The sequence below is a fragment of the Blautia massiliensis (ex Durand et al. 2017) genome, assembly GCF_051861785.1.
GTDB classification, from domain to species: domain Bacteria; phylum Bacillota; class Clostridia; order Lachnospirales; family Lachnospiraceae; genus Blautia_A; species Blautia_A luti_A.
The window spans coordinates 1041786-1058684 of record NZ_CP146725.1; the positions used below are offsets into that span (position 1 = coordinate 1041786).

Sequence of the window (16899 nt, forward strand, 5' to 3'; positions counted from 1 at the left end):
AGGGCATAAGAAACGGCGGCCTTGATGTACTCAAAACCGCCGCAGTCCTTGAAAATCCATTATGGGCGCACGAAGCTGCCTGCCCTGCAACGGTTTTTTTCTTTTCCCCGTTGGTCGGGGCAGGATCGCTTGGCTTATTCGGTTTTAGTTTTGCTCTTGTTCGGCTGCCTCTTTCAGCCGGTCAAAACTCTCATCGCTGATGATGTGTTCAATACGACAGGCATCGGCCTCCGCAGTTTTGGGGTCAACGCCTGCGGTGATAAGCTGCTCGGTAAAGAAGCAGTGACGCTCGTAGATTTTTTCGGCTACCTCGCGGCCCACATTGGTCAGATGGAGAAAGTGATCTTCGTCCATCATAAGAAAGCCGCCGTCCCGCAAGGTAGACACTGCATGGCACACGCTGGGCTTTGACATCTCCATGTGCCGGGCCACATCTACGGAGCATACCATACCGAGTTTCTTTTGGAGAACAAGGATGGTTTCCAGGTAGTCCTCCCCGGACGCATGAAGTTTGTTCTTGCTGCTCATTATGTTAATTTCCAGTTCTTTATAGAGTTTTCTTTTTCCCACATAGTCTTATAAAGAGATACGGTCTGCAATAATTCATCATGCTTTCCGCAGCCTTGCAATGCTCCGTCTGATAATACAAGTATTTGATCTGCATTTTGGATATAAGACAAGGTATGCGATACAAGGAAAACGGTCTTTCCTTTAATCATTTCTTCGATACCCTTTTGAATTATAACGGCATTTTCCGCATCTAGGCTGGAAAGAGCTTCATCTAAAAGGATAATTGGAGAATCTTTCAGAATTGCTCTTGCAATCGCAACTCTCTGGCGTTCACCGCCGGACAGACTTGCTCCGCCCTCATTGATAACCGTCTGATAACCCTGCGGAAGTTTTTCTATAAATTCGTGACAATGGGCTTTCTTTGCCGCTTCTATTACCTGTTTGTCCGTCGCATTTTGATTTCCCATGCGGATATTGTTCATCATCGTGTCTTGAAACAGATACACGTCCTGAAAAACAATGCTGACGTGACGGATTAAATCGCTATGCTCTAAAGTTGTCGTGTCCTGCCCGTTCAAAAGGATTCTCCCAGTTTCAGGAGTAAGAAACCCTGGAATTAGATTTAGCAAAGTAGATTTTCCACTTCCAGAGGGACCAACTAATGCGGTAATGGTTCCTGGCTTTGCTGAAAAACTTATATGATTTACAGCCGTGCGTTTGCCGTCATAGCTGAATGATACATCTTCAAACTGGACATCCGACTGTATATCTGTAAACGGCCTGTTCCCCTGTTTTACCTTTTCATCAGGTAAGTTATGTATCTCTGATATGTTGTCCAATGAAGCATTTGCAAGATTCATCATAGCAAAAGACCCCATGAGAGCTTCTAATGGACGGTAAAAGATAATGCCCATAATCGCAAAAAACAGATAAGTAGCAGGGGACAATGTGCCGGACTGAAACAGAGAGATACCAATTCCTAAACTCAAAAACAAACCTATATTCAAGCAAATTTTATAGGCCATATTCCAGTTTGTTAATGTGGATTCATAGCGATCAGATGCAGCGCAATATCCATCTACCTGTTTTTCTGCCAGTTTGCCAGAATGTTCCAGTTGGTATGCTTTAATTGTTTCCATACCTTGTACATATTCCAGCGTTGAATCAATCATAGCCACTTGACAGTTTTTCTTTTGCTCTCCACACTGTACCATACTTTTTTGAAAGCGTTGATACAAGAGATAGCCGGGTATAATTCCTACAAGGAGCAGCAAAGCCATTCTCCAATCTACAAGAAACAACATAAGATCGAAAATAACAGTCATAGCCATACTGGAAATAAAACCGGCGATAATCTCCATAATGTTCATTTCCACAAAGCCTAAATCCGTTGTGAACAGAGAAGTAAGTTGGCTGATCTTGTCTTTTGTAAAGTAATGAAGCGGGAAACGTTTAATTTTAGCCGCAATCGAAAGACGTTCATCCCGCATCATGGCATAAGATACCGGGCGCTGTTTTGCAATCGTAAAGTAATAAAAAACAAAATGCAGGACAGTATAGATCAGAAACATAAGGCTATACTGTATCAGTTTTTCCTTTGTAAACGAGCCGCCCAAAATATCTTTTATCGCAAGGAACAGCATGAAATATATCGCGCCCTCACAAATTGAGGTCAACGCCTGAAACAGCCACGCAAGATAAAGCTGCTTTTTGCGCTCGCCTGCAAGGTCTAAGAATTTCCGTATCATAGCAATCATGCGTTTACACCTCCCATTTTCCATTGATCGGATTTCTCAAAGGCCGCCCACATATCCCGATACGGGGAGCAACGGTTTATCAATTCATCATGTGTGCCGCAGTCAATCACTTCGCCCTGTTCCAGAACCACAATCGAATCAGCTTCCTTGATACTGGAAAGACGGTGCGCTATTACGAGTACGGTTTTTTCCTCAGATAATTTAGCCAGCGCTTTTTGCAGTAAATCTTCATTGTCGGCATCAATGTAAGCCGTTGCCTCGTCAAGAATCACAACCGGCGCATTTTTCAGAATCGCCCTTGCCAATGTGATTCTCTGTTTTTCGCCACCGCTCAACTTGGTTTCCTTGTCTATCACTGTGTCATAGCCCTTTGGAAGCCGCATAATAAAGTCGTGACATACGGCATCCTTTGCTGCCTGCATCATTTCTTCCTCCGTGGCCTCTGGGTTTCCCATCATAATGTTTTCCCGGATACTCTTTTTGAATAGGAACGTATTCTGGGTCACAAAGGAGATCTGGGACATCAGATCGGATAGCGGAATCTGGTTCAGCGGTACGCCTCCCAGGCAAATCTGTCCCTCGGTTATATCCCAAAACCGGCAGATCAGGCTGGCCGCCGTACTTTTACCGCTGCCGGAAACACCGACGAGCGCAGTTACTTTTCCGTCAGGAACAGTAAATGAGACATCTTTTAATACCGGCTGTCCTTCCCCATAGGAAAATGTAACGTGTTCAAACACAATCGTGTGGTCGGAAAGTTCTGCCTTCGAGGTCGTATCCGCCATTTCATCCAGCTTCAGAATTTCGTCTATCTTTTTTGCAACAGAAGCGTTCATGCCGATATAATCAAAGTTATTAGAAACAGTTTCCAACGGAATCAGCATGGCAAGCCCCATAAACAGATACATAATATAGCTGGCCGCTGTCACGCTGCCGGAGAGGTACATCAAACCGGCAAGTGGAAATAAGAACACAAGGTTGCTGTTTAAGTCGGCATGATTGAAAGCAACATATTTCAAGCAGCTTTGGAACCACTCTGTTACAACGGTGCTGTAAGTGCGGATGCTTTCTGACAGGCGGCCATAAGTGGATTCGTCGGCGGCAAATATCTTCAGTTCTTTCATACCGTTGACATATTCCACCGTCTTAACGCTGACGTCGGCAAACGCCTGATTAAATTCGTCCATTTTTTTCATCTGAACGATAATCATAAGAATACCGACAAGAATAAACAGAACGACCGGAATCAGCATGATACCGGCTACCCTAATGTCCAATATCGCCAGCAGGATTTCCATACATAGCGGTACAGCGAGACCAGAAATAATCTCTGGAATGTTATGGGCGTAAAATGTCTCCAACTGTTCCATATTGTCCATAATGATCGTTTTGACCTGCCCGGATGCCGTTGTTTTCACATAGCCCATTGGTAAACGGGCAATTTTACGGAACAGCTTTTTACGGGTTTCCCCCAATGTCTGGTAGGCTACCTTGTGAGAGATTTTTGTGCCGGTTCCAAACAGCAGATGTTTCAAAATGATTGCTGCGGCAATCAGGCACACATATTGAAAAAGATTCTCTGTCCGTTCATTCAGAAAACAGGTCACAATGCCCCAAACGCCCAAATAGGGCAGGATGCCGCACAAAACAGACAGGACGCAGCAGATTACCGCGCCGATCAGGCGACGCTTATTTTTCTTATCAATTAGTCCAAACAGAGCTTTTACATCACTCATTACAATTCATCTCCTCCTTGCGGAATAGTGAAATTCCAAAATCTGTCCGATACTCCATTTTGCCAACCAGGTATAGCAATAGTTCCATGACTTTAATACGCATAAGGTAATTGCGGTACTGTTCCGGCAGCAAGAGCAGTTCGGTAAAAATATGCTCCACGCTTTTTTTCGCCGGTGCTATAAAGCAACCGCCCGCTGTAAAAAGCCCTTGAAAATTCATGTCCTCGTCAAACGCGATTGTCCCCAGCATGATATTCAGGCTGTTTATGATCTGCGGCAGATAAGCCACCACTGAAACACCAACAAAAGGTTCTTCCCCAAAATCACAGCTTTTCAGGTGGCTTGCACCATTGAAAACAGAAATATAATGGTCGCTCATAACCATCTCCGGCTGGTTGCTGAACAGCATATTCACTCGCCCATGAAAGCAATAGGTGACTTCAATAAAACGATCTTTACATTGGATGTTCTTTTGAATTGGAGTTGTGATATGAACATTGCTATAAACAATTTCAGCACCAGGCATCACTTCAAAGCTCTGCATGGTGCCTTTCCCAAATTTTGGAGAAATTGTATATATCTTTGAATCCTTTTCAATGGAACAGTTACCGATCAGCTCATGGAAGAACAGGAGGTCATTTTCCATTCTCCTCAAGGTTCTGTCTCCTTTCCGACCGCAAGAAAAAATCGCGTAGTCGATGCAAATTGTCGTGGAAAAGCGGGTAATCTTCCTGCTGTTTTCCGTTATCTAAATGAATCACTCTTGTACAGGCTGCCGCTAAAAATTCGTAATCATGGGTTACAACAAAAATTACCTTTCCCATTTTAGAAAGCGTTTGAAATAACCCTGCAACCTGAATCATGCTGTCATAATCAAGTCCGCTAGTCGGTTCATCAAAAATTAAAACATCCTTACGGCATACCATACTGACTGCCACGGCCGCACGCTGCTTCTGGCCCCCGGAAAGTGTATTGGGATGATGCGTACGGTACTCATAAATACCAAGCCGTTCCATTGCCTGTTTTGCTGCGTCCAAATCAGGATGCTTAATTCCAAATACACATTCCTTTTCCAATGTATCAGCAAATAACTGATAGCTTACGTCCTGCATCACCATATAGGAATGTTTTAATCGGCTCTTTGCGTTCAGTTCTTTACCATCCCAAAGAATCTTTCCCGTACAGTTTGTGTGCAGACCGCATAGTGATCTGGAAAATGTAGATTTTCCGGCTCCGTTATGGCCGATAATTCCTATGATTTCTCCCGGTGCCGCACTCAAATTCAAATCGTCCAGAACCAGCTTTTTCTTATAGAACAAGGATAAGTTCCTGACTTCCAAAATCAGCCTTTGAGAATTTTCAGCAAAGACCCTTGGCTGTACCTTTGACAAATCTAAAGCGCGAAGTCCCATACTATGCCGCTGTTCTTCAGGAATAGAAAGAAACTGGCTTGGAGAAAACACAGCAGATATAGCCCCGTTTTCCATATACGCAATGCGGTCAACTAATTCCCTCAGATAATAAATCCTATGTTCTGCAATTAGAATGGTCTTGCCTTGTTTCTTTAGGAGCTCAAGTGTACGCCGCAAATCCTCAATGGCATCCATATCCAGATTGGACGATGGTTCATCTAACAAGTAAATACTCGGAGACATAGCATAGATGGACGCAAACGCCACCTTTTGTTTTTCACCGCCAGACAATTCAAATATGCTTCTTCCGGTCAGATGGGCTATATCCAATTCTGCAACTGTCTTTGAAATGCGTTCTTTCATTTTTTCCCTTGGATAAGTCAGATTTTCCATTCCAAAAGAAATTTCACTGTCTGTATCTACATTAAAAAATTGAGAGCGTGGATTTTGGAATACAGACCCCACATACTCGGACACTTCATATATGGGATAATCCTGTATATTTTTACCGTCAACATAGGTTGTGCCGGTGACTTCTCCCGGATAAAAGTATGGAATCAGGCCATTCACAAGACGGGTCAATGTGGTTTTCCCACAGCCGCTTCGCCCACACAACAGCACACACTCGCCTTTGTTGATTGTCAAATCAACATCGCGCAGTCCGCCATTTTGTAATGATTCCTGATAGGTAAAAGAAACCTTGTCAAAACGGATCATTAGCCTGCACCCCCTTTCAATTTCAGCCAGATTGACACTGACATAAACAAAGTGAACAGGATAAAGCATACGGCATCCGCAACACTAAAGTGGATTTCCTGCAAGCAGGTTCGGGGCTTCGGATTTTCCAGCCCCCTTGTAACAGCCGCCGCCGACAATTCATCCGCCACTTTCAGTGCTGACATCATCATCGGAACATAGATACATTCCACTGTTCGGGCCGGATGGGTCAGCAGACTTTTGACGGTTGGAGCTACATCGCGCATCCGCATGGCGTCGCTGATATAGCCCCAATCCTCATGCACCATAGGAAAATAGCGGAGCATGACCGTCAGAGGGATAACCATTGCTTTTGGCATATGAATACGGTTCATGGCCGCCATAAATTCATTTACCCTTGTCGTGCTGACTAAAATACCTCCGAGCATGGCACAAGGAAAGATTTTACGGATAAATACGGTAAATGTTACAATCGCAATCTGCAAAGTCCCTGTCAAATAATTTGTTCCAATGATATGCAGAACAACCATTCCCGCATAGACAGCAGCCATTCTTACCGTAAACCGCTTTGCTCCTACAAGGATGCCGAGAATCACAACGCATACAACCAGCGCAATCTCATAGAGTAAAGAGGGCGCAAGGAACAACGCAACATTTCCGACGATCAACAGATATAGTTTTGTGCGAGGGTCTAAATGTAATGTGGCAAGTGTGTCTTTTGTTTGCAGTTGCATCTCCATTACACTACTCCGGCCTTTTCAAAATGCTTTTTCAATAGTTTCTGGCCTACAAGACCACTGATAGCAGCACAGATCAACACGCCGATAATCATTGCCGGGAGCATCCAGTTTTGCGCGGTTGAAACCATTGTGTCCATATAGGTCTGTTCTGTCCCCTTTTCTACCAAATATTGCACATAGGCGTCGCGGTCAAACCAAAGCATACCGTAGGAGAAAACTGGGCTGAGAACAAAAATCATGTAGGACAACAGGTTACGCCCTTTGTTTCTAAAGTTCCCGGAACCGGCCAGCAGATCGGCCACAACGCCGAGAATACAATATGCCAAACACATAGACCAGTACATACCGAGTACGAACAGTACACCTCCTACCAAAATACCGGTGACAATGATTGGGCCATGCTTCGGCACCTTCGCCAGTATCAGCATATAAACCGGGCCGCACAGCAGCGCAATAGACAGCGGGCAAAGGAAAGTCAGTACAGGGAAGAACCCAAAGATAGCCTCGCCAATCATGGCGCATACCATGTACAAAGCAGCAAGGATGCCGGTGGTAATCAAATCACGCACAGACAGCCCTTTTTTCATTTGTTGTGAATTAGACATTTTCAACGTCCTCCTATTTATTATTTGCTGGCAGAAGCCTCATTGACCTACGCACAAAATCGTGATAGAATTGCTGTAGTTAGAGTCAGCTAACCAGCCAGTAATGTCATTCTACTCAGTGATTTTTTTGGTGTCAAATCCGGCAAAAAAGGTCAAAACAGGAGTTAAAAGTGGAAAAACAACCGGATATATCAGTGCTTTTTGTGGTTTTGCTGACAGCCTTTGCGACATTTTGGAGCATAAAAAAAGATACTGCGGATTATTCCGACTACATAAGAAACGGGGGTGAGCAGGATGCAGACCGATTCTACACAGGCCGCGCACGAATTAGGGGATGCTTCTTTTTATCTGCATGATTATCATTTTCGACAGGATAATCATAATGGAATCTGCACCTTGCAGCCGCAAAACAGACAAGGCTATGGAAATATCTATCAGGTTCAACCGACAGATGGATTATTCCTGTCAACCGGAAGCTGGATACCATACGCCTCAATGGAACGCAAATATGAAATCAATCAAAAGCTGGTGAAAATTTATTATTTGGAATCCGGCGGTGTTACCCTGATCCAGAATGGGCGGAAAGCCCAACCTATCACAGAGGGAATCCACCTTTATCTAAATAAGCCGTCACAGGGGCGAGTATTATATCAACCCAATATACCAATCAGCTATGCGTCAGTTTTGCTGTTTGAAGATTACATAGAGAAAAATCTGCAAGACCGTTTTACCCCGGACGATTTTGACTATGCAGAGGTTTATGATTGGAAAGCTTTTGATTATAATACCCCGGAAATTGGAACCCTGTTTTTGCAGATACGGGATAAACTGATTGCTGGCGAAACCTCCCGTCTTTACTACGAAAGCAAAGTAGGTGAACTGCTTTCTATTGTGGCAGGCAACTTTCATAAACAGCGACAGGAGATAGCATCTAAACACCAGTCTCTTTCCAAACAAGAGAAAAAGGCGCTGGAATCTGTACGTCTGGCTATTGAACAGAATATTTTGAACCCGCCAGAACTCTCGCAGCTTTGCAAAATAGCAGCAATGGGACAAACTAAACTTCGAGAATCCTTCAAAAAAATGTATGGTGTTCCTATTGGGACATACATTCGACAATCCAAAATGAAATATGCTTCACTGTTACTTAAAAAGAATGAATTATCAATTTCATCTATAGCCAAACATTTAGGGTATCAAAACGCAAGTAAATTTTCTAGCGCTTTTAAAAACTATTTTAATCAATCGCCTGAAATTTACCGAAAAAATAATTATAATATGCGTAAAGATTAGAATCACTTGCCATTTTTTTAGAATTTTTTTAATTATATTATCACAAAAAAGAGGCGCTAAGTTTGCACCTCTTTTTATTGTAAAATTCATACTCATTCTCTAATTTGTTTTTTTAAGGTAATCTAAACTATTGAAGACGCTCTAAAAATCAACATATTAATTTTCAAAGTATGCCGTATCCCATGATCGTTCCGTTATTGATATCATAGCTTCTCTTGTTCACGGCATCACTGGAGTTTCCCTCTACCGTATATACGGTACTTCCCTCAGTTTTCTCCACGATTCCCACATGGTCTGAGGTTCCGTCCCCGTTCCAGTCAAAGAAGATCAGGGTTCCGGGTGCTGGCGAGTATCCTCTGCTCTTCCATTTCCCCTTGCTCTGGAACCATGCGATTCCGTCATCGCACAGGGAGAACTTCGGCATCTTGCCGCTCTCGATCAGTCCTGCCTGATCCCCACACCAGCTGGCAAAGCAGACACACCACGCCACATGGCTGTCAAATCCATACCATGACCAGAACTTCTGGCCTCCCTGATTTCCAAGCTGGGTAAGTGCCACGGATACGATCTGGCCGTTGCCTCCAAACAGGCCGGCAAACAATCCGCCGCTGGAATAATACCGCAGGACGTGAGGGACATATTCTGGATCCCCATAGGCACTCCAGCCATGTGAAGCCGCCTGCTCGTTGGAAAACTGCAGGGCATTTTCGGCACTGTAACCGCCATACTTCCGTATCGCCCACGTGATGTATCCGTTGCCGTAGTTATACCCTTGCAGGGACAGCTCGTCCGCTGTCCGCCCCTCGCTGGGATAAGGGAAAATCCCTTTCACCTGGTAGCCAGAAAACAGGTCATTCGTTAAGCCTGTTCTCAAAGAAATTTATAAATTTTTTTCTGACCGCCTCCACACTTTGATAAACAGCCACTTTGGAGCAGCCGCACAGTACACCGATCTCTGCAAGGCTCAGCCCGTCAAGCGCATAGAGCAGGAACCGGCGGCGCTGGGCCTCGGTACAGGTGTCCAGAACAGCCATCAGCTCATGCAGCGTTTCCATGCGGCAAAGGTATTCCTCCGGCGTTTCGCCGTAGACCCCTACACCCTCGGTGGTAATGATGTACTCGTCAAACTCCCGGCCATCCCAATGCCGCCGCTGTTCATGGAACAGGTTCTCCGTTTTGTGATCGGCCCGGTCAAGAAATTCATAGACTTCCAGCGTAACCTCCACGGCCACAGCTTGTCCGTTATAATTGATGGTAACTTCCATCTGCCTTTCCTCCATTCAGATTTTTTTGGTAAATCTGAATGGGGCGGCGGAGAACGGCACTGGGGTCAGGGTCCGGGCCATGCTGGCCCGATGTTACGGCCCCACAGGTATGAAAAAACGCCCGGACAGCAGAAAGCTATTCGAGCGCAAAAACTCCAATATTCACTTACAGAATGACAATTTTCGCACCGGCTGCCAGACGGGGCCTGTTCGTTGACTGGGCTTTTTTTGACGGTAGTGAAATATCGTCTGAATTTGTCGGCGGTCAATGTGCTTCACGGCGGCTCCCTCCTAAAGCCGCCGTCCCGCAAGGTAGCCACTGCATGACACACGCTGGGCTTTGACACCTCCATGTGCCGGGCCACATCTACGGAGCGTACCATACCGAGTTTCTTTTGGAGAACAAGGATGGTTTCCAGGTAGTCCTCCCCGGACGCATGAAGTTTCATTAAGACCTCCCTTATGCAGATAATTTCTGTTCGGCGTTCCACATGGCCGCATACTTTCCGCCTTTCGCCAGCAATTCATCGTGAGTACCGGCTTCAGCAATCTTTCCGTCAGATACCACAAGGATCTGATCTGCATTTTTGACGATGGAAAGAGTATGAGCAATCATTACCACAGTCTTTTTCTCTTTCAGCAGATTGGCGATGGCCTGCTTTACTGCCAGCTCGTTCTCGATGTCAAGGGACGCCGTTGCTTCATCCAAAAGCAGGATCGGGCTGTTTTTCAGGATAGCGCGGGCGATGGAAATTCGCTGACGCTCACCGCCAGAGAGAAGGTTTCCGTTTTCACCGGTCGGCGTATCGTATCCCTTTTCCATCCTACGGATGAAGCCGTCACAATTAGCCTCCCGGCAGGCAGCTTCGATTTCCTCGTCCGTGACATTGGGACGAGCGTGCCGGATGTTCTCACGAATTGTATCGTCAAAGAGAAATACATCCTGGTCTACCATAGAGATTTGTTCCAGTACACGCTCTGCGGCCACATGGTTGATTGGTTTGCCGCCGATTGAAATGGTTCCTCCATTTGCCTCGTAGTATTTTGCAATCAGGTTCAGAATGGTGGATTTGCCGGAACCGGAGTCCCCGACAATGGCAGTGAGCTTCTGGTCTGGCACCGTAAAGGTGGCGTGTTTCAGCACCGGCTCTCCGGGTACATACGAGAAGTCCACATTATCAAAGGTAATTTCATGTGTGGCAGTATGAAGCGGCTCCATACTGCCGGTTTCTTCGGGTTCATTGACTACTGCCTGAATTTTTCGTTTAGAAATCATCATATTTTTGTAGCCAAACAAATCAACCGAGATTGTCATGTATAATTTGGCAAGCAGCATGGGCATCATGGCAACCATCAAATAATCTACGCCTGATACTATTCCCAACATCCACGGTTTTGAGGTCATGAGCATAACAGCAGGAAGCGAAAGCCATGTTAGCATGTTAAAAAAGAAAGATACAGGAATGCCAGTAGCCTCATATTTATAACTCACTTTGCTGTACTCCCTTAAAATATCTGTTGTCGTTTTATTCCTTGTTCCACTCATGCCGTAGGCTCTGAGCGTCTGGATACCATTTACATATTCTACAATGCTGCTGACAGCCTCCGCACAAACACTATTGCGTGCATTTCCATATTTTTTTACAATTCGGAAGGAAAGCCACATATTGGGAATAAACAGCAGGCTTATTGCAATTAAAATCAAGCCGGCAGGCAAATAAAGAAAACACACGAAAAGTATCAGCATTACGGACAGTGAAATGTTTTTCACAAGATTTCCTGTCCTATGTGTCAATATTTGTTCATAATTGGAAACATCACTTGTCATTGTGTTGACATACTGCCCAATCTGGCCTTGATGAAAGCGCGACAATGGAATTCGTTTGAATTTATCCCCTAAATAGAGACGGATTTGCCTGGATACAGCTCCGCCTCCAATTTGCCCTTGTGTATATCCAAATCCGTAGGCAATCAGCCGGACGGTAAAAAATCCAATGATCAAAAAAGTCAGGTTGTTCAAATGTTCTATTGTGACAGTATTGTTTAGGAGCATATTCAAAAGCAAATAAATTGCCATATAAACACAAGCTGAAAGAAGTCCCTCCAGCACAGTAAAGAACACCCCGATACCAAAGCGAACATTCTTTTTGAACGGATCATTTGCTTTCATACGAAATCACTCCTTTCATGGAATAGCTAACTTCTCTTGCCGCGTGATACCTTTCCCAAGCCCTCTGATAATAATGGTTCTCCTCTAACACTTCTTCATGTGTTCCAAAGGCCGTAATTGTATGATTTTCAACAACTGCCACTTTATCACACATCTTAATAGCGCCCAAACGATGAGCTACAATTAAGACAGTTTTCCCTTTACAGAGATTGGAAATTGCCATGTCAATCTCTACCTGATTTTCGGGATCGGCAGCACTTGTTGCCTCGTCCAGAATTAGAATAGGTGCATTTTTTAGAATTGCGCGGGCAATGGCAATCCTCTGCTTTTCTCCGCCGGAAAAGCGAGAACCGAAACTACCCACTTTCGTATCGTATCCATCCGGCAAAGACATGATAAAATCGTCAATCTGAGCCTCTTTTGCTGCCGCCCGCACTTCTTCCAGTGTGGCATTACTACCCATACGAATATTTTCCAGTACACTGTCACGGGTTAAAAAGGTCTTTTGAAATACGATGGAAATATTATTTAGCAACTTTTCATAGGCAATATCTTTGATGTTTTGACCGCCAATCAGCACTTCACCATCTGTAACATCATAAAAACGAGAAATCAATTCAATAACAGTGGTTTTTCCTGCTCCAGACGCACCTACGATTGCTACTTTTTCCCCTTCTGCAACATGAAGATCACAGTCTGTTAATACATCTATTTTCCCGTCATAGGAAAAACGAACTGATTTTAGAGTGACATCATGTGACTTTGGAAAATCGCCAACGCTATCAAAAATTGGCAAATCAAGAATTTGTTTCGCCTTTTTGACGCCGTTTAATGATTGTGCAAGTTCCATAGATAATTGCTGAAGAGGCAACAATTCCGATAAGTATAGAGAGCCAATATACGCAAACAACAGAAAAATGCTTGCTGTAATTGAACCATTCAAAAATAACCGCCCGCCAATGGGGATAATCAATGCCATTCCACATTCAAGAACAACAATAAATGCCGCATAGAATGGACCTGTCTTTCGTGATACTTTATTCCAGATACGATTTTCTTCTTCAATCGCACCGGAGAATTTTTGAAAAGAATGACGGCTCATGTTATAGGCTTTAATCAATTTCATGCCGTTGATATATTCGATGATTACAGAATTGAAGTTCGCCATTGCCTCCGTAACATGGGGCATCATTCCTGCCATAAAAGCAAAGCAGCCAACCATGATCATAAGTGTAATGCCCAGAGGTATTAAAGAGATCATTGCTAAAGGTACATTGATTGTCATGAGATAAATAAAAATCACAACCGGACCTGTCGCAAATCCGACCAATTCAGGAATATTATGAGCAAGGCAAAGTTCCAGTTTTTCTATATCTTCGTTCAGAACCGTTTTAATATCTCCAGTTCTGCGTTCATCCAAAGCTCCAAGCGGTACTTTTGATAAATGCTCTGTAATCATACACCGCACCCGAAATAAGGCTCCATAAGCGCCTTTATGAGAAAAAATGCCGGATAATCCTTGAAATACTTGCCGGATAATGACCGTTGCCGTAATTAGAACCGCGTTTTCGGAAATAACCTGAATAGAGCAGGTATCTGTCAAAAAGGCATCCATCAGTCTATAAATGCCGATATAGGGGCCAATCGCCAATAACCCACCTAAAAAAGCACAGATAACAGACGCAATTAGAAATCCTCTGTCCTTTTCCGCCCATTTGAGCAAGAGCAGAACAGGATTTTCTTTTTTAGTTTTCATCTTTCATCCCTCCCTAATCCCATGAGCGACAAAATGGTTGCTTCATTTTCCTGAGAAAGCAAAATATCATTTGTCATTGTATGATGGTCAAATCTAATTAACCGGGTACAAGTCTGGCAGACAAATTCATAATCATGCGTAACAACAAAAATAACTTTGTCTTTGGAGAGTTCCCGGATTAACCCACTAACCTGTTCCATGCTGTCATAATCCAGGCCAGAGGTCGGTTCATCGAATACAAGCACTTCTTTTCCGCATATCATGCTAACTGCTACAGCTACACGCTGCTTTTGCCCTCCTGAGAGAGTATTTGGATGACGGTCACGGACTGTAAGAAGTCCCAGTTCATCCAGGGTTTTTTCTACCAGTTCAGGCGAAGATCCCTGAATACCAAAAGAACACTCTGCCTCTACACTATCTGCAAAAAGTTCATAGTTCACATCCTGCATTACCATATAGGAGCGTTTCAGCCTCTCGTTTTCCTTTTGAGGTTGTTCCCGCCAATAAAAACAGCCCGTAAATTCTTTGTGCAGCCCACATAAAGTACGGAGAAAGGTTGTTTTTCCTGCACCATTAGGGCCTACAACACCGATAATATCTCCTTTTGACGCCTGTAAGGAAATATGCTCCAGCACAGGGTGCTTTTTATAGAATAGAGACACATCTTTCACAGTCAATATAGGCCGTAAGAAAGTTCTTTGATAGCTAATAGGATGAACATCCTGAATATCCGTAGTCCGCAGACCCATATGCTTTCTTGTTGCACCTGAAAGTGACCTAAACTCCTGTGGTGTATAAATCTTCTCAATTTTTCCATCTGCAAGATACACGATACGATCTGCTATATCCAGAAGATAGTAAAGCCTGTGTTCTGCTATCAGAATTGTTTTTCCTTGTTGCTTCAAAATGCGAAGATAGTTTTTCAAATCTCTAATAGAATCCCCATCTAAATTTGAAGATGGCTCGTCCAATAAAAATATATCCGGGTTCATGGCGTAAACTGAAGCAAAAGCAATCTTCTGCTTTTCTCCGCCGGAAAGTTCAAAAATATTTTTGCCCTGTAAATTGCGAATTTTTAAGGAGTCAAGGGTATATTCTAATCGCTGATGTAATTCATCCGGTGGAACAGCGATGTTTTCAATTCCAAAAGCAATCTCACTGTCCACATCTACATTGAAAAATTGCGTTCGGGGATTTTGAAACACCGATCCCACTTTCGTTGCAAGATAATACATGGGCATTCCTAAAATATTTTCGTCATCAATTTGTACATTACCGCTTAACTCGCCCGGAAAATAATTAGGGATTAATCCGTTTATTAGCTTTGTAAGAGTTGTTTTTCCACAGCCAGAGCGCCCGCAAAGCAGAACACACTCCCCGGTATGAACAATAAGGTTTATGTCCTTGACTCCAATCTCAGAGGAAATTGTTCCTTCATATATAAATTGAATATCTTGAAAATGGATCATATTGCACCCCCTCTCCCAATAAAGTTCACTACCATCATTACAGCAAAACAGCAGATGATTAAGAAATCCTGTATACGAAAACGGATCTGAATCAAACAGGTTCTCGCATGAGGATTTTCAATACCTCGTGTAACAGAAGCAATGGCAAGTTCGTCTGCTGCTTTAGATGCCGCCATAAGAAGCGGCGAATACAAGCACTCTATGGTCATGCCAGGATGGGAGATAAGCCCTTTCAGAGACGGAGATACATCTCGTAAGCGCATAGCGTCTTTGATAAAATGCCAATCCTCTCTGATTGTTGGAAGGTAGCGCAGCATAACCGCCAAAGGGATTACAACTTTTTTGGTAACATGAGCCTTGTTCATGGCGGATAAAAATTCATTTACTCTTGTCGTGGATACGGCAATTCCTGCCAACATTCCACAGGGATACACCTTGAAAACCAAGGACAGCCATGCTGTGAACATGGTATAAGCAGTTCCTGTTACATTTCCTAAATAGAGTGTAGTAAACAGATATAATGCTAAAAAAACTATTGTTCCGATTATGGAATATCTAACTTTCCCGCAGAGTATCCCCATAAATGCAATCAGCAAGATCAAAGCACATTCGTATGAGAGAGATGGGGCTGTTGTTGCAATAATCATGCTGATAATTAGCAGAAGCACTTTTGTCCGCGGATCAAAACATATATCCCATTTTCTTTTTCGTGTTTCGCTGGTCATGCTGTAATACCAGCCTTTTCAAATTGTTTTCTCAACAGTTTGCACCCAACAAGTCCACTCAACCATGCTATAAGTGCCGTCCCCACAATCATAATAACCAATACCCACCATGCGGCGGCATTGTTCATGGCATTGATATACTCTTGTGTTGTTCCATTCTGCAACATGGTACTTGCCCATCCTTCTGGATCAACAAAATAAGCAATATAGGTTCCCATTGGTCCAAAAGAATATACGATATAGGCCAGAATATTCAACTTTTTACTTCGATAGTTTTTGGTGCCTGCAATCATATCGGCAAGAAATGCACCAATTAAACCTCCAACGCACATTCCCCAGTGCATCCCCATGATAAGACTAAGCAGAGAAATAATGACCCCAATAATCGTCAATCCCCAACGCTTTGGCACTTTTGCAAGAAGAAGTAAAAATACTGGCCCCGGAAGCAAAGCGGCTCCGATGGAGAAATAAAAAGTAAGAGTCGGAGTGACAGCAAATAATACGCCCCCTATCATAGAGCAGACCATCAATAGCGCACCGAAAACGCCCATGACAATCAAATCTTTTACCGTCAGTCCATTCTCTCTTGTTTTGTCCTGTTTTGCTGTTGGCATAACTTAAACCTCCGATTTCTTTATAGTCGTTCATACCAATTGACTTTTTAGAAGCCTTCGTGGTATGATTTGATTAGTTGTTGCTAATCACGTTATCAATTATATAGAGCAGGGATTATTTATCCAATAC

The 16899-nt window shown here is 43.6% G+C and carries 14 protein-coding genes and 2 pseudogenes; 1 reads left to right on the plus strand and 15 read right to left on the minus strand.

Annotated elements, in window-relative coordinates:
* Nucleotides 1-144: 144 nt before the first annotated feature.
* The 7 genes from V9W66_RS04990 to V9W66_RS05020 all read right to left on the minus strand — a co-directional run bounded on the left by V9W66_RS04990 (nt 145) and on the right by V9W66_RS05020 (nt 7477).
* Nucleotides 145-528 (minus strand): metal-dependent transcriptional regulator, encoded by a 384-nt coding sequence (locus V9W66_RS04990; RefSeq protein WP_144095558.1) that lies wholly within the window; start codon nt 526-528, stop codon nt 145-147.
* A complete protein-coding gene (locus V9W66_RS04995) occupies nt 528-2267 on the minus strand; it encodes an ABC transporter ATP-binding protein (protein WP_186290114.1) in 1740 nt (579 codons plus the stop codon). The genes V9W66_RS04990 and V9W66_RS04995 overlap by 1 nt, the downstream gene beginning before the upstream one ends.
* On the minus strand, nt 2264-4003 hold the full coding sequence (locus tag V9W66_RS05000) for an ABC transporter ATP-binding protein (protein WP_144095562.1): 1740 nt from the start codon (nt 4001-4003) through the stop codon (nt 2264-2266). Before V9W66_RS05000 ends, V9W66_RS04995 begins: the two co-directional genes overlap by 4 nt.
* Nucleotides 3996-4547: a hypothetical protein gene (locus tag V9W66_RS05005; protein ID WP_144095564.1), complete on the minus strand. Its 552-nt coding sequence runs from the start codon at nt 4545-4547 to the stop codon at nt 3996-3998. The genes V9W66_RS05000 and V9W66_RS05005 overlap by 8 nt, the downstream gene beginning before the upstream one ends.
* A gap of 91 nt (nt 4548-4638) precedes the next feature.
* Complete coding sequence (locus V9W66_RS05010; RefSeq protein WP_144095566.1) at nt 4639-6132, minus strand: ABC transporter ATP-binding protein; 1494 nt, start codon at nt 6130-6132, stop codon at nt 4639-4641.
* The gene (locus V9W66_RS05015) at nt 6132-6872 is read right to left on the minus strand and encodes an energy-coupling factor transporter transmembrane component T (RefSeq protein ID WP_050004278.1); all 741 of its coding nucleotides are present in this window, start codon (nt 6870-6872) and stop codon (nt 6132-6134) included. The genes V9W66_RS05010 and V9W66_RS05015 overlap by 1 nt, the downstream gene beginning before the upstream one ends.
* Nucleotides 6872-7477: an MptD family putative ECF transporter S component gene (locus tag V9W66_RS05020; RefSeq protein WP_015533385.1), complete on the minus strand. Its 606-nt coding sequence runs from the start codon at nt 7475-7477 to the stop codon at nt 6872-6874. Before V9W66_RS05020 ends, V9W66_RS05015 begins: the two co-directional genes overlap by 1 nt.
* 294 nt (nt 7478-7771) lie before the next feature.
* Between V9W66_RS05020 and V9W66_RS05025 the strand changes: the two genes are divergently transcribed.
* Nucleotides 7772-8770 (plus strand): helix-turn-helix transcriptional regulator, encoded by a 999-nt coding sequence (locus V9W66_RS05025; protein WP_117638850.1) that lies wholly within the window; start codon nt 7772-7774, stop codon nt 8768-8770.
* A gap of 163 nt (nt 8771-8933) precedes the next feature.
* Here the strand turns inward: V9W66_RS05025 and V9W66_RS05030 are convergent.
* From V9W66_RS05030 to V9W66_RS05065, 8 genes and pseudogenes are all read right to left on the minus strand, one after another.
* Nucleotides 8934-9557 (minus strand): annotated as a pseudogene (locus V9W66_RS05030) (CHAP domain-containing protein); the annotation flags it as partial.
* Between the two features lie 64 nt (nt 9558-9621).
* Nucleotides 9622-10035: an RNA polymerase sigma factor gene (locus V9W66_RS05035; protein WP_007860240.1), complete on the minus strand. Its 414-nt coding sequence runs from the start codon at nt 10033-10035 to the stop codon at nt 9622-9624.
* A gap of 293 nt (nt 10036-10328) precedes the next feature.
* Nucleotides 10329-10484 (minus strand): annotated as a pseudogene (locus V9W66_RS05040) (metal-dependent transcriptional regulator); the annotation flags it as partial.
* Nucleotides 10485-10495: 11 nt separating this feature from the next.
* Nucleotides 10496-12205 carry an ABC transporter ATP-binding protein gene (locus V9W66_RS05045; protein ID WP_144095568.1) on the minus strand — a complete coding sequence of 570 codons (1710 nt, stop codon included), beginning with the start codon at nt 12203-12205 and terminating at the stop codon, nt 10496-10498.
* The gene (locus V9W66_RS05050) at nt 12192-13961 is read right to left on the minus strand and encodes an ABC transporter ATP-binding protein (RefSeq protein WP_144095570.1); all 1770 of its coding nucleotides are present in this window, start codon (nt 13959-13961) and stop codon (nt 12192-12194) included. Before V9W66_RS05050 ends, V9W66_RS05045 begins: the two co-directional genes overlap by 14 nt.
* A complete protein-coding gene (locus V9W66_RS05055; RefSeq protein WP_144095572.1) occupies nt 13958-15430 on the minus strand; it encodes an ABC transporter ATP-binding protein in 1473 nt (490 codons plus the stop codon). Before V9W66_RS05055 ends, V9W66_RS05050 begins: the two co-directional genes overlap by 4 nt.
* Nucleotides 15427-16155 carry an energy-coupling factor transporter transmembrane component T gene (locus tag V9W66_RS05060; protein ID WP_144095574.1) on the minus strand — a complete coding sequence of 243 codons (729 nt, stop codon included), beginning with the start codon at nt 16153-16155 and terminating at the stop codon, nt 15427-15429. Before V9W66_RS05060 ends, V9W66_RS05055 begins: the two co-directional genes overlap by 4 nt.
* On the minus strand, nt 16152-16769 hold the full coding sequence (locus tag V9W66_RS05065) for an MptD family putative ECF transporter S component (protein WP_144095576.1): 618 nt from the start codon (nt 16767-16769) through the stop codon (nt 16152-16154). The genes V9W66_RS05060 and V9W66_RS05065 overlap by 4 nt, the downstream gene beginning before the upstream one ends.
* Between the last annotated feature and the right edge of the window lie 130 nt (nt 16770-16899).

Bases quoted from the DNA above. Each gene is read 5' to 3' on its own strand.
- V9W66_RS04990 (WP_144095558.1), bottom strand. From the start codon at position 528: ATGAGCAGCAAGAACAAACTTCATGCGTCCGGGGAGGACTACCTGGAA.
- V9W66_RS04995 (WP_186290114.1), bottom strand. From the start codon at position 2,267: ATGATTGCTATGATACGGAAATTCTTAGACCTTGCAGGCGAGCGCAAA.
- V9W66_RS05000 (WP_144095562.1), bottom strand. From the start codon at position 4,003: ATGAGTGATGTAAAAGCTCTGTTTGGACTAATTGATAAGAAAAATAAG.
- V9W66_RS05005 (WP_144095564.1), bottom strand. From the start codon at position 4,547: ATGCAGAGCTTTGAAGTGATGCCTGGTGCTGAAATTGTTTATAGCAAT.
- V9W66_RS05010 (WP_144095566.1), bottom strand. From the start codon at position 6,132: ATGATCCGTTTTGACAAGGTTTCTTTTACCTATCAGGAATCATTACAA.
- V9W66_RS05015 (WP_050004278.1), bottom strand. From the start codon at position 6,872: ATGGAGATGCAACTGCAAACAAAAGACACACTTGCCACATTACATTTA.
- V9W66_RS05020 (WP_015533385.1), bottom strand. From the start codon at position 7,477: ATGTCTAATTCACAACAAATGAAAAAAGGGCTGTCTGTGCGTGATTTG.
- V9W66_RS05025 (WP_117638850.1), top strand. From the start codon at position 7,772: ATGCAGACCGATTCTACACAGGCCGCGCACGAATTAGGGGATGCTTCT.
- V9W66_RS05035 (WP_007860240.1), bottom strand. From the start codon at position 10,035: ATGGAAGTTACCATCAATTATAACGGACAAGCTGTGGCCGTGGAGGTT.
- V9W66_RS05045 (WP_144095568.1), bottom strand. From the start codon at position 12,205: ATGAAAGCAAATGATCCGTTCAAAAAGAATGTTCGCTTTGGTATCGGG.
- V9W66_RS05050 (WP_144095570.1), bottom strand. From the start codon at position 13,961: ATGAAAACTAAAAAAGAAAATCCTGTTCTGCTCTTGCTCAAATGGGCG.
- V9W66_RS05055 (WP_144095572.1), bottom strand. From the start codon at position 15,430: ATGATCCATTTTCAAGATATTCAATTTATATATGAAGGAACAATTTCC.
- V9W66_RS05060 (WP_144095574.1), bottom strand. From the start codon at position 16,155: ATGACCAGCGAAACACGAAAAAGAAAATGGGATATATGTTTTGATCCG.
- V9W66_RS05065 (WP_144095576.1), bottom strand. From the start codon at position 16,769: ATGCCAACAGCAAAACAGGACAAAACAAGAGAGAATGGACTGACGGTA.